Below are 12,362 nucleotides of genomic sequence, written 5' to 3'. Positions count from 1 at the left end.
TGGACTGGATGCTCAAGGATCTGGCGGAGAGCGTGCCGCAGACCCGCAACGTCGTGGTGCTGTCCGCGGACGGGCTGCGCATGGGCCGGCACGGTGGGGACACCGACGCGGCCGACCGGCTCGCCGCGGCCTGCTCGGGACTGCAGAGCCTGGCGGGTGCGGTGGGCGCCGAGTTGCCCCAGGCGGGCAGCATGAAGCTGGTGGTCATCGAGATGGAAGGAGGCTTCTTCTATCTGATGGCGGCCGGTGCGGGCGCCTACCTCGCGGTGCTGGCCGACGAGGGGGTGGACGCCGGCCTGATGGGCCAGCGCATGCGCGACCTCATCATCCGGCTCGGCGAACACATCACGAGCCCGCCCCGCAGCGACGGGCAGGTCAGGTGAACGACTCCGACCAGGACGGGATGGATGACGTCCCGGAGCGTCTCTATGTCATCACCGGCGGCCGCGCATCCGCCTCCAACCGCCTCGACCTCGTCACCCTGATCGTGGCCAGGTCCGGTCCCACGCCCGGGACCCAGCCGGAACACGCGGCGATCCTGAGGCTGTGCCAGACGCCGCTCTCGGTGGCCGAGATATCCGCCTACACCGGACTGCCGGTGAGCGTCGTGACCGTATTGATCAGCGATCTCCTGGACGAGCAGAGGGTGCTCACGCGCGCACCGGTGCCGCCTGCAGAGCTCCCCGACATCTCACTTATCGAGAAAGTGATCGATGGACTTCAAAAACTCTGAGCCCATGGCGCCGCTCAGTGAGGAACGGCTGCCGCACACGGCGTCGGCCGCGGTCAAGATCGTGGTGGTGGGCGGCTTCGGGGTCGGCAAGACGACCCTGGTCGGTTCGGTGAGCGAGATCCGGCCGCTCACCACCGAGGAGACGATGACGCAGGCCGGTGTGGGCATCGACGACCCTGCGGGTGTGGAGCGCAAGACCGCGACCACCGTCGCGATGGACTTCGGCCGGATCAGCATCAGCGACGAACTGGTCCTGTACCTCTTCGGCACCCCTGGTCAGCAGCGGTTCTGGTTCCTGTGGAACGGCCTGTTCGAAGGCGCCCTGGGCGCGGTGGTGCTGGTAGACACCCGCCGTCTGGAAGTCAGCTTCGATGTGATGGGCCGGCTGGAGGAGAGCGGCGTCCCCTTCGTCGTCGCGGTCAACTCCTTTCCGGGCGCGCCGGTGCATTCGCTGGACGAGCTCCGCGCCGCCCTCGACCTTCCTTCGGGCGTTCCCCTCCTGGCCTGCGACGCCCGGCGCCGTGACTCCAGCCGCGACGTCCTGATGACCCTCATGCACTACCTCCACTCCCTTGTCGTATCGGAGACCTCATGAGCACGACTCCCCTCCCACCGCCCGGGTGCCCGGCCCACGGCCTCGGCCCGGACGGTCTGCAGCGCCTGTACGGCGCGGAAGCCGAGCGGGACCCCATGCACCTGTACGAGAAGCTGCGTGCGGAGCACGGCGCGGTGGCACCCGTACTGGTCCACGGAGACCTGCCGGCCTGGCTGGTCCTCGGCCACAACGAGAACCTCGAAGTGGCCCGCAACTCCGGCCGGTTCGCCCGCGACCCGCGGGTATGGCGCGCCGTGCAGGAGGGGGAGGTGGTTCCCGAGGAGCACGCACTGGGTCCGCTGGTGACCTGGTGGCCGGTGATCAACTTCAATGACGGCCCGGTCTTCGAGCGGTTGCGCAGCGCGGTGCTGGAGTCCCTCCAGCGCTTCGACCGACGCGGGATCCGCCGTTATGTGATGCGCTTCGCCCACCAGCTGATCGACGAGTTCGTGGCGACCGGCCGCGCCGACCTCGTGGCGCAGTTCTCCATCCAGTTGCCGATGCTGGTGATGACGCAGCTGATCGGGGCGCCGGACGAACACGGCCCGAAGCTCGTACGGGCGGTCCCCGACATGCTGGAGGGCTCGGACACCGCCCTCGCCAGCGACGAGTACGTCACGACCATGCTCTACCAACTCGTCGAGAACAAGAAGGCCGCCCGCGGCCACGACCTCACGTCCTGGCTGCTGGACCACCCCACGGAGCTGACGGACGTCGAGGTCCTGGCGCATGTCCGGGTGGTCCTGGTCGCGGCCTACGCGACCACGGCCAACCTGATCGCGAACACCCTGCGGATGGTGCTCACCGACCCGCGCTTCCGCGCGAACCTCTCGGGTGGCCGGATGACGCTCCCGGACGCGCTGGAGCAGGTGCTGTGGGACCAGCCTCCCATCAACACGGTCCTGGGACGCTGGGCGACGGCGGACACCGTGCTGGGCGGACAGCAGATCAGGCGCGGGGACATGCTGCTGCTCTCCCTGGCCGCCGGCAACGTCGACCCGGAGATCCGCCCGGACCTGTCGCAGCCGGTCCACGGCAACCGCTCGCACCTGGCGTTCAGCGCCGGCGCACACGAGTGCCCCGGTCAGGACATCGGCCGCGCCATCGCCGACACCGGCATCGAGGTGCTGCTGGCGCGCCTGCCCGATATCGAGTTGACCGTGGACGACTCCGAACTCAGCCGCCGGGGCACGCTGATGTCCCAGCAGCTCGTGGAACTGCCGGTGACGTTCACGCCCAAGCTCGCCGGCGCCGCCCCCGCCGCACCCCCCGCGCCCGGCCCGATGCCGTCCCCCACGCCCGCGAGCACCTTCCATGTGGCGCCACCGCCCCGGAGCCGGCGGCTGTGGCCGTGGCTGGGACGCCTGTTCCGCCGTCGCTGAGCCCGTCGAAAGCCGTCGCCGAGCCCATCGGAAGGGGCCCGCAGCCCATCGCTGCGGGCCCCTTCCGCCCTCCCGTACCCGGCCTCCTGGACCGGCTCACCGGTCCAGCTGCCGCCACCACCACGCCAGCGCGGGCAGCGAAGGCGGCGCTCGATCTCCTTCGCCTCGGCGTGCGTCCAGGCGTTGAACGGGCGGAAGAACGGCGGGAGTTGTCGCCCGATACGGGAGCGGTGCCCGTGCTCGGGAAGCATCGTCAGCCTCCGAGCCGGAAGAGCAGCAGCCGGGTCTCGACGGCGTGGTCGCGCCATATGCGGAAGAGCTTGCCGTGGGCGATCGCGCTCTCCTGAAGCCGCGTCAGGGACCACGCGGCCTGTGGCCCGCCCTGTTCGATGCGGGTCAGCTCGGTGGTGTTCCACGCCATCGACTGCAGCCAGAACTCGCTGACGCCGTCCGTGACGTCCTCGTCCTGCTCCAGTTCGAAGCCCGCCTCCTTGGCGGCGATGATGTACTCGGTGAGGGTGCCCAGCCGGGTCTTGTAGTAGCCGTTGATCCAGTCGACCCATTCAGGACGGCAGATGAAGTGCTCCTGGATGCCGAACCAGCCCCCGGGGCGCAGTGCGCGGGCCACGACCTGGAACAGCCGTCCGCGGTCCATGTAGCCGGAGCTCTCGTTCGCGTACGCGGCGTCGTATCTGCGGTGTTCGGACAGCTCGTGGATGTCCCCCAGGCGCGGGGTGACGCGCTGGCCGACCCCGGTCTGAGCGGCGAACGCCTCGACGACCGGGATGTGTTCGGCCGCGACGGTGAGGGCGGTGACGTGTGCGCCGTGCTCCTGGGCCCAGTACAGCGAGCCGCCGCCCAGTCCGCAGCCGATGTCGAGCAGGTGCACCGGGGAGGGGCCGCCGGCCGTCCACGAGCGGGCCGCGTGCGCCACTATCGCCTCCTGCGCCGCGACGATCCGCCGCTTGAGGACGCGCTGCGGGACGGTGGTGTTGAGCGTGACGGCCGGGTCGAAGAGACCGACATGGAAGTGTACCCGCGGCCCCGGGCCGTACTTGTGCAGTATGTCGGCGGTCTTCCGCCGGTAGTACAGCGGCACCGCGCTCTCATCGAACGTCTGGTTGCCTGACGTCGGCCGAATGGCCAGGTCACCGATTCTCTTCATGGGCTCTCCGGGCGTACTCGGGTGTGCGTGGGAGACCGGACCACACTGCCCACAACGGGCCAGATCAATTCGTTTCTGAATCATCTCGCCACCAGGCGATGCATATTCGTGATCATGATTGCAGGTTTACCCTCGCCTGCCGGATCGGTCGCACAGGAGCCGTCGCGAGCAGTGGCTCCGGCGCCAACATCGAGCCTCGTGCGCCGAGTCGACCGGCTTCCGCTCCATGGATCTCACCGCTTCCAGGACAGGCGTGCGGGCCGGATCGCCCGGCTCTCACCAATAGATCGAGTGCTGTCGAACGGGCGGACTGCTGTGCAAGCCCATCACTTTACGGCCAAAAGTGCGCCGGAGGAGTGTGCCTGTGCGCCTGAACACCACCATGCGCCCCCGGCCGAGCTCGTCGAGCCGGCAGCTCGTCACCTGCCCCGCACCTTCGCCGGACCCAAGGGGACGCCGACCCCCACTCGGGAGAGCGTCATGTTCACGTGGTGGCTCCGATCGGGCCCTCGAACTCCCGTCGACCGCTATCCGTACGCCACCCAGAACTCGATCAACAGGGCGAAATACATGCCGGGGGCGCTCGACACCGGTTCAAAGCCCGTCCATGTCCCCATGTGGCGAGGCAGGATGGGCGAGTTGGCGCGGGTCACCGTCGGCGGCAGCCACTGTCCGCGGAGCAGTAGGTAGAAATAGGGGAAGAACAGGGTGATGAGCGCGGGGAGGGCGGCCGTCGCCGCCAGCAACGCGACCACCGTCAGGCCGGACACCCTGTCCTTCGGCACGTAGGACCACTGTCCTCGCCACGTCGAGGAGAGCGTCACGGGAATCCACAGCACCGAGATCGCCACGCCGGCCCAGGCGAACGACAGCACCGACGCCACCACGCAGTGTGTACGGAACCGGGACGCGGAGACCCGGCGCGTCGCCGCGAGGTTCCCCATGCGCACCAGGTGCACGACCAGCGGCACGGTCAGCGCGGCCAGCAGCGTGCTCTGGACCTGCCACGGCCGCAACACCACGGCCACCAGCGCGAAGCCGGGAAAGAAGGCCGTGATGTTCCGGCAGGACGTGACGAAGTAGCGCACCCAGGTCGGTGCGAGGTACCGCTCGGTGATGACCGGCGTCGGGGGGAGGAAGTCGCCCGCGGTCTCGGCTTGAGGCGACCGGAGCGCGGACAGCAGCTGGAACAGGCTGCCGGGACGCCGTTCACGGAAGTCCAGCCACTGGTGCCGACGGAGTTCCGCCGCGTCGGACGGCAGCCGGACGGTGTCCAGGAGGACGCAGATCGCGCGGGGCCCCAACTGCCGTATCGCCCGCGCCGTCTCCTGCCAGGGTGCCAGTGAGCTGACCAGTACCAGGACCCATCGTGCCGGAGCCGTGCCCGCCGCCATGCCCGCCTGCCGGCACGCCACCCTGAGGTGGTGGGCGACGGCCTCCTCCGCCGGCGCCGGACACCGCACCTCGACCGTCACCGGTGCCTCCCCGTCGGGCGCCGGCAGTGCGGCCAACCGCTCACAGAGGATCTTCCACTGGGTCAGAAAGACCACATCCGCACCGCGCGGCAAGGCGGAGGTGTCCAGCGAGGGGTAGGCGTCCCAGGCCGCGCGAAACTCCTGCCACTCCACGGCGAACTGCTGGCGCGCACGCCGCTTCCTGATGATCCGCGTGCGGTGATGGTCGCCGTTCGTCCCGGTGGGCAGCCACAGATGCAGTGTGCGCGACCACCCGACCACGACCGCGCCGGCCGCTGCGCACACCACCGCGCCCGCCAGCGGTGCTCTGAGCATCGTCGCGACGGAGGTCATCTCGGGCGGGGTCGGGAGGAACAGTTCGGTGACGGCGGCATTCCGCAGGTCCCCGGCCTTCATCGCGAGCCCGACGCCGACGAGGACGGTCGCTCCCACGCCCGCGGTCACGGCGAAACCGATCGCCAGCGCCGTGCGGCTGCTTCGGCGCCGCAACAGCCGTATGCCGGGGATCAGCACACAGGGCACCAACGGCGCCGCCAGAGCGGTCAGGCCCAGCAGGCCGAACATCATCCCCTGCCAGCGCATGGTGCGCATCACCTCCAGCGCGCTGCCCCGGTCGACCCAGGAAACGTCGTGGTCGAAGGGGTTCCACGCCAGGCGCACGACCGAGAGGTCCAAGCCCACCAGGAGCACGATCGCCCACACCAGGGCGATCGAGGTGAGCGCCGACAGCACCACCGTCGCGGCCACCGGGGCGGGCATCCGGCCGGGCAGGCCGAAGCGGTTCGGCCGGGGGGCGGCGACGCCCGTTTCGGTGCGTCCCTGGGCCATCGCCTCCGCGAGCCCGGCGGCGCGCTCCCAGAAGCGGGTGCGCAGGTCGTGTACGGGGAAGCCGGCGAGTTCCGGGGGAAGCTCGACGGCTTCGACGACGCCGATGCGCATCGGGATGCCGCGCTCCAGGGCCCGGGTCCATTCGCGCCGTACGTAGGCCGAGGCGAGGGCCGCCGGCGATGCCAGCAGGAGCAGGGCGTCAGCGTGGTCGAGGCTCTCGTCCAGGGCCTTGGCCCAGTCCGTCCCGGGCCGCAGCCGCTGCACATCGAACCACGGGTCCAGCGCGACCTGCGCTCTCAGCGTCGCGGTCACCGCCTCGGCGAAGTGGAATTCACGCCGCGAGTAGCTGACGAACACCGTCACCGTTCGGCGCGCGCCGTCCGGCCGCCCAGGGGGATCGGCGGTCCCCCTGGTCCCCTCGGTCGCCTCAGCCCCCTCATGCCCGCCCCCAGTCATCCCCTCATGATGCCCGGGGCGCTTCGGCTGTCAACGAACCCGCAGCAGGGGGCCGGGAGTTGCCCTCGGCGCCGGTCCGCTGCGGGCCCGGGTGCGTCGGTGGCGGGTCAGAAGGCCGTGTGGCTGAACCAGTGGTCGAGCGTGGCGACTTCGCCCGAGATGTCGAAGGCCGGGTCCTGATACGACCGCCGCTTGTAGAGCAGCAGCAGGAGGTCGGCGGCCTGCCCCCGTACGACTGTCTGCGCCTCGGACGGCGGGGCGTCGGCCGCGGCCCGGGGCAGCAGGCGGAAGCCGTCCGGCTCCAGTCGCACCCGCCACTCCTCGCCGGTGCCGCCGTCGGGCTCCGCGCACTGGAAGACGATGGTCTCGCCGTTGCCGCGCAGCTTCGCGACAGCCGGGGCGAAGAAGCCCGCGGAGGGCAGGTTGACGAGGAACTCGTCCACCCCGTCCGCCGCCAGTGCGGGTTCGATGTCCGACTCCCGGCCGACGGCTCGCTCCGCGTCCACCCGGTGCACCAGGGTTTCGAACAGCATCCGGCGGGCCCAGAAGCGCGCGTGCTGGTCCGCACCCCAGGCCCACATCGGCGCCTGGGGATCCGTCCTGCGCAGCACGTCGGCCACCGCGGGGACACCCGCGGCCAGCCAGTCGGCGTAGCCCGACGGATGCTCCGGCAGCCCCAGCTCCACATCGCGGCTGCGCGGCGGCTCCTGCACCAGCCGGGTCAGCAGAGCGGAGAACCAGCGGTGCACCGCTCCCACATGCCGGGTGAGGTCGGCCAGCGTCCAGTCGGGGCAGGAGGGCACGGGGGTCGCGGGGTCGGCGTCCTTGGCCACGTCGGCGAAGCGCAGGGCCTCCCGCTCGATCGCCTGCCGGTAGGTGTCGTACGGCAGAGGGTGCCCCGCCGGGCTCGTCGTCTCCATCAGCTGCCGCCCTTTCCGTCCGCCGCGCGGATCTCGTCGCGCCCAGTGTGGATGCTGGAGTGCACTCGAAGGCAAATCCCGCCGCCGGGAAGCGGGGGCACGGTCGTGGTGTCCGTAGGCATGTCACCATCGGACGGGCCCCGTCGCGTGTGACGCGATCTTCGCTGGGTGACATGATCTTCACTGCGGGTGAGGGAAAGTTCCGAATAGTGGGCGTTCACGTCATACGTGCAACGCGTCCCCTCAGACTCGTCCGGCTCACCGAACGTCTCACGCAATGAACAGGCACGACCATGAGTCGGACAATCACCCGGTCCACCCCGGAATCCCCGCAGGCCGTGCAGAGCGGCGAACCCGTGCTGTCGCACGGCCTCAAGCAGCGCCATCTGTCGATGATCGCCCTCGGCGGGGTGATCGGTGCGGGACTCTTCGTGGGCTCCGGCGCCGGTATCGCGGCGGCCGGCCCGGCCATCGTCCTGCTCTTCATGGGTGCCGGCGCGCTGGTCATGCTGATCATGCGCATGCTCGGCGAGATGTCCGCGGCCCGCCCCTCCACCGGCTCGTTCTCGGTGCACGCCGAGGAGGAACTCGGCTCCTGGGCCGGGACCACCTCGGGCTGGATGTACTGGCTGATGCTCTGCGCCGGCGTGGCGGCCGAGGCCACCGCGGCGGGCGCGATCATGCACACCTGGGTGTCGTTCATCCCCGCCTACGGCTGGGTGGCGATCTTCATGGCGTTCTTCTGCGCCAGCAACCTGACCGCGGTCAAGAACTTCGGCGAGTTCGAGTTCTGGTTCGCCGCCATCAAGGTCGCCACCATCGTCGCCTTCCTGGTGCTGGGCGTGCTCGGCATCCTCGGGGTGTTCGGCAGCGCGCCCGGCGCCGGCCATCTCACCGGCCACGGCGGCTTCTTCCCGACCGGCGCCGCCGGCCTCGCCGCCGGGCTGCTGACCGCCATCTCCGCGTTCGCCGGTCTGGAGACCGTCACCATCGCGGCGGCCGAGTCCGACAATCCGAGCCGGAACGTGGCCCGCGCCGTCCGCACCGCCGTCTGGCGCATCGCCGTCTTCTACATCGGCTCCATGGCCGTGGTCGTCACCCTGGTGCCGTGGAACGACCCGAAGGTCGCCACGGAGGGCCCGTACGTCACCGTGCTCGACCGGCTCGGCATCCCGGCGGCCGGCACGATCATGCAGATCGTGGTGCTGGTGGCCCTGCTCTCCGCGATGAACGCCAACATCTACGGCTCGTCGCGGATGGCGTACTCCCTCGTCAGCCGGGGCCAGGGCCCGCGCCTGCTGGGCAAGGTCACCAGGGGCGTGCCGATGGCGGCCGTGCTGGCGTCCTGCGTGTTCGGCTTCGCGGCGGTGATCGCCGGGATCATCTGGCCGACCACCGTGTTCGCCTGGCTGCTGAACATCGCCGGCTGCTCGGTGCTGGTCGTCTGGTCCATCGTCTGCCTCACCCAGCTGAAGATGCGCCGGCGGCTGGAGCGCGAGGCGCCCGAACTGCTCTCGGTGCGGATGTGGGGCTTCCCCTACCTGACCTGGGTCGCGTTCGCCGCCATCCTCGGCGTCTTCGGCGTCATGGCCGCCGGCTCGGACGGCCGCCATCAGCTCGCCGGCACGGCCGTCGTGGTGGCGGCGCTGGCCGGTGCGGGCCATCTCAAGCAGCGCCGCGACCGGCGAGCCACCGCCTGAGAAGTCCTCACCCGGCGGTCATTTCGCTGCTGCGTATCGGTGCCCCGCGGCACGCGCCCCTGTGGGCCCGTGTCGCGGGGCACCGTCGTTTGTGTCCGGAGGACGGTCGTTCACTAGATATATCCAAGAAGTGTGCTATTAAATCCCTGGCATTGCATGGCGCGTGGGGGAGTTCATGGCTTCTTTCGAAGGTCGTCTCCTGGGGCGGACGGCCGAGCTGGCGGAGCTGTCCCGGTTGGCGGAGTCCACCCTCGCGGGCAGGGGGCGGGCCGGCTTCGTGGTGGGGGAGGCGGGTCTCGGGAAGACCGCGGTGCTCGACCGAGCCGCGGCGGACGCCCGGCGCAGGGGCCTCCAGGTGCTCTCCGCGAGCGCCCAGAACCTGGCGCAGCCATGCCCGTTCGCCGTGATCTCGCACTGTTTGAGGCTGGAGGAGTCCCCCTCCGACGCACGGCGAGCGCAGGTCGCCCAGGTCCTGCGCGGCGACGCTCGCTACGGTGTGCCGGGCGCCAGGCACGAGGCCGCGGGGGCGGATGCCGCGACGATCGAGGCGATGGTCGGGCTGGTCGAGGACCTGTGCGCGCAGGGGCCGTTGGCCCTGTTCCTCGACGATCTGCAGTGGGCCGATCCGGCGAGCCTGGCCGTGCTGCACAAGCTGGTGCGCTCGGTGCATCAGCTGCCGCTCCTGGTGGTCGGCGCCCACCGGCCCGTGCCCGGAGCGGGGGACGTCGCCCATCTGTCGCAGAGCCCGATCGCCGGCAACCGCACCCTGCTGGAACTGGCGCCCCTGGACACCCAGGCCGTGGCGGCCCTGCTGGCAGACCTGTGCGGCCGGGAGGCCGGGCCGCGGCTGCGGCGGATGGCCGAGGGAGCCGGCGGAAACCCGCTGTACCTCACGGAGTTGATCGCCGCGCTGCAGCGCGAGCACGCCATCGAGACCGGCGGGGCCACCGCGGAGATCGCCGACGGCTGTGCGCTGCCGCCGCTGACCGCACTGGTCACGCACCGGCTCCGCTACCTGCGCGAGGACGTGCTGCAGATGCTGCGCATCGTCTCCGTACTGGGCGCCGGCTGCACCACCGCCGAACTCGCCGCGGTCATGGACATCCCGCCGAGCGATCTGCTGAGGGCCATGGCGGAGGCCGAGGCGTCCGGAGTCCTGCGGGACACCGGCCAGGGCCTGCGCTTCCGCCATGAGCTCATCCGGGACGCGCTGTACGACGCCGTACCGGGGTCGGTCCGGGCCATGCTGCACATGAGGGCGGCGCAGCGGCTCGCCGAGGCCGGCGCGGCTCCGGAACGGGTGGCCGAGCACCTGCTCGACGGGGTGCCGAGCCCGGAATTCCTGATCACCTGGCTGGAAGGATCCGCCGCCCGGCTCACCACGCGTGCGCCCGCCATGGCGCTGCGGCTCCTCACCACGGCGCTGGAACTCGGCGACCCCGCGGACGCCGGATACGGCAACCTCCGTCTGCACCACGCCGTCGCACAGCTCTCCTGCGGCCACCTCGCGGAGGCGGAGGAGAGCGCCCGCTCCGCCCTGGCCAAGGCGCCTGCCGCCGGGTTGGAATCCGTGCTGCGCTGGATCGTCATCCAGGCCGCGTTCGCCCGCGGCCGACCCGACCTGGCGCTGGCGGAGGCGCGGGCCGGACACCGGAGCCCCGGTGTCGGGGCGATCGAGCGGGTCCAGTTCCAGGCGTTCAGCGCGGTGTGCCTCTTCGCGCTGGGCGACCTCACCGAAGCCGGTGCGGTCGCCTCCCGCGCCCGGTCCGCCGCCGACGAGGCAGGTGACAGCTCCGCTCTGGCCAGCACTCTGCACGTACTGGCCGCCAAGCGCTTCCTCGAAACACCCGACGCCGAAGCGGTCGAACTGGCGCGGCAGGCCACCCGTCTCACCCCCGACACCATGCACCCCGCGCAGTGGCTGGGTCTGCAACTCTCCCTGGTCAACTGCTATATCGACCTCGACCTCGGGCCCGCAGCACAGCGGACCCTCGCCGCCGTACGAAGACCGGCGGAGCATATCGGCGGGGTGTTCCTGCCCTGGTACCACCTGTCCTGCGCGCTCCTCGCGTTCCACACGGGGCGCTGGGACGACGCACTGGCCGAGATCGAAGCGGGTCTCGACTGCGGAGACCAGGCCGCGATGAGCCGGGCGCTCCGGGCGCTGGCGGCGGTGATCGCCGCACACCGAGGCCGGCGCCCCCTCGCCGAAGCACATCTGACCGCCGTACGGCCCGAGCTCGACAACGCGACGGTCGCCGCCTTCTACGAGTACCTGCCGATGTGCGCCGGCGCCCTGTTGGACGAGGCGCGGGGCGACGACCGGCGCGCGTACTCCCGGCTCGCCGAGGCGTTCGACGAGGGCGTCGGCCATCTGCCCGGCCAACTGATCCTGGGCTTTCTGACCCCCGATCTGGTCCGACTCGCCCTGGCCCAGGGGGATCACGACAGCGCACGGCGCTACGCCGCCGCCGCGCAGCGACGGGCCGAGGACAGCGGCGGCCTCTACCACCTCGGCGACGCCTACCGCTGCGAAGGTCTGCTCGGCGGGGACCCCGATCTGCTCCTGGAGGCGGTCCGCTGCTACCGCAACGCACCGCGCCCGCTCAACGCCGCACACGCCTGCACCGATGCGGCCGAAGCGCTGGCCCGCCGAGGGCGCCTGGACGACGCCCGCGTCCTGCTCGACCAGGCGCTGGAGACGTTCACCCGGCTCGGCGCGGCCTGGGACGCGGCACAGGCGACGTCCCGGCTGCGGGCGGTCGCCGTCCGCCGCGGCTCGCACCGGGCCCGAACCGGCGTACGCGACGGCTGGCAGGCACTCACGCATACGGAGCGCCTGGTCGCGGAGCATGTCGCCGAAGGGTGTGCCAACCCCGAGATCGCGGCTCGGCTGTCCATCGCCCGGAGCACCGTGCGCACCCATGTCTCCAGCATCCTCAGAAAGCTGGCGATGACCTCGCGGGTCGAGATCGCCGCGGAGGTGACCCGCCGGCACCGGGAGTAGGGGCCGCGGGGCCGACGCGTTGTTCCCCGGCTCCGTTCGCGGAGGCCGGGGAACCGTCCGACGGCGTGCCGTCAGATCACGAGGTGGCGTGCGGTGCGCCG

At 71.1% G+C, this 12,362-nt stretch carries 9 protein-coding genes; 6 read left to right on the top strand and 3 right to left on the bottom strand.

All coding sequences use genetic code 11. The annotated features are described in order from the left end of the window. The first annotated feature begins 8 nt into the window (after window positions 1-8). The 4 genes from ACZ4NB_RS09400 to ACZ4NB_RS09385 are packed head-to-tail and all read left to right on the top strand — an operon-like array spanning window position 9 to window position 2,710. Window positions 9-383, top strand: coding sequence for a roadblock/LC7 domain-containing protein (locus ACZ4NB_RS09400; protein ID WP_393491289.1), 375 nt, complete (start codon window positions 9-11; stop codon window positions 381-383). A gap of 20 nt (window positions 384-403) precedes the next feature. Beyond that, window positions 404-733, top strand: a complete 330-nt coding sequence (locus ACZ4NB_RS09395; protein ID WP_467659826.1) for a DUF742 domain-containing protein — start codon at window positions 404-406, stop codon at window positions 731-733. Then, a complete protein-coding gene (locus ACZ4NB_RS09390) occupies window positions 714-1,328 on the top strand; it encodes a GTP-binding protein (protein WP_467659668.1) in 615 nt (204 codons plus the stop codon). Before ACZ4NB_RS09395 ends, ACZ4NB_RS09390 begins: the two co-directional genes overlap by 20 nt. Further along, window positions 1,325-2,710, top strand: coding sequence for a cytochrome P450 (locus ACZ4NB_RS09385; protein WP_467659666.1), 1,386 nt, complete (start codon window positions 1,325-1,327; stop codon window positions 2,708-2,710). Before ACZ4NB_RS09390 ends, ACZ4NB_RS09385 begins: the two co-directional genes overlap by 4 nt. Before the next feature lie 253 nt (window positions 2,711-2,963). On the opposite strand, the gene ACZ4NB_RS09380 is transcribed toward ACZ4NB_RS09385, so the two are convergent. From ACZ4NB_RS09380 to ACZ4NB_RS09370, 3 genes are all read right to left on the bottom strand, one after another. Next, a complete protein-coding gene (locus ACZ4NB_RS09380) occupies window positions 2,964-3,875 on the bottom strand; it encodes an SAM-dependent methyltransferase (protein ID WP_467659664.1) in 912 nt (303 codons plus the stop codon). A gap of 527 nt (window positions 3,876-4,402) precedes the next feature. Next, window positions 4,403-6,541 (bottom strand): toll/interleukin-1 receptor domain-containing protein, encoded by a 2,139-nt coding sequence (locus ACZ4NB_RS09375; RefSeq protein ID WP_467659662.1) that lies wholly within the window; start codon window positions 6,539-6,541, stop codon window positions 4,403-4,405. A 200-nt stretch (window positions 6,542-6,741) separates the two neighbouring features. Further along, window positions 6,742-7,554, bottom strand: a complete 813-nt coding sequence (locus ACZ4NB_RS09370; RefSeq protein ID WP_467659660.1) for a maleylpyruvate isomerase family mycothiol-dependent enzyme — start codon at window positions 7,552-7,554, stop codon at window positions 6,742-6,744. A gap of 293 nt (window positions 7,555-7,847) precedes the next feature. Between ACZ4NB_RS09370 and ACZ4NB_RS09365 the strand changes: the two genes are divergently transcribed. Together ACZ4NB_RS09365 and ACZ4NB_RS09360 are read left to right on the top strand one after the other, a co-directional pair. Continuing rightward, window positions 7,848-9,254 carry an amino acid permease gene (locus tag ACZ4NB_RS09365; RefSeq protein WP_467659658.1) on the top strand — a complete coding sequence of 469 codons (1,407 nt, stop codon included), beginning with the start codon at window positions 7,848-7,850 and terminating at the stop codon, window positions 9,252-9,254. A gap of 175 nt (window positions 9,255-9,429) precedes the next feature. Continuing rightward, a complete protein-coding gene (locus tag ACZ4NB_RS09360; protein WP_467659656.1) occupies window positions 9,430-12,261 on the top strand; it encodes a helix-turn-helix transcriptional regulator in 2,832 nt (943 codons plus the stop codon). The last annotated feature ends 101 nt before the right edge of the window (window positions 12,262-12,362 follow it).

The organism is Streptomyces sp. NPDC026575, from assembly GCF_055567415.1.
The sequence above is the reverse complement of the archived record's forward strand: the minus strand, read 5'-3'. Positions and strand labels throughout refer to the sequence as shown.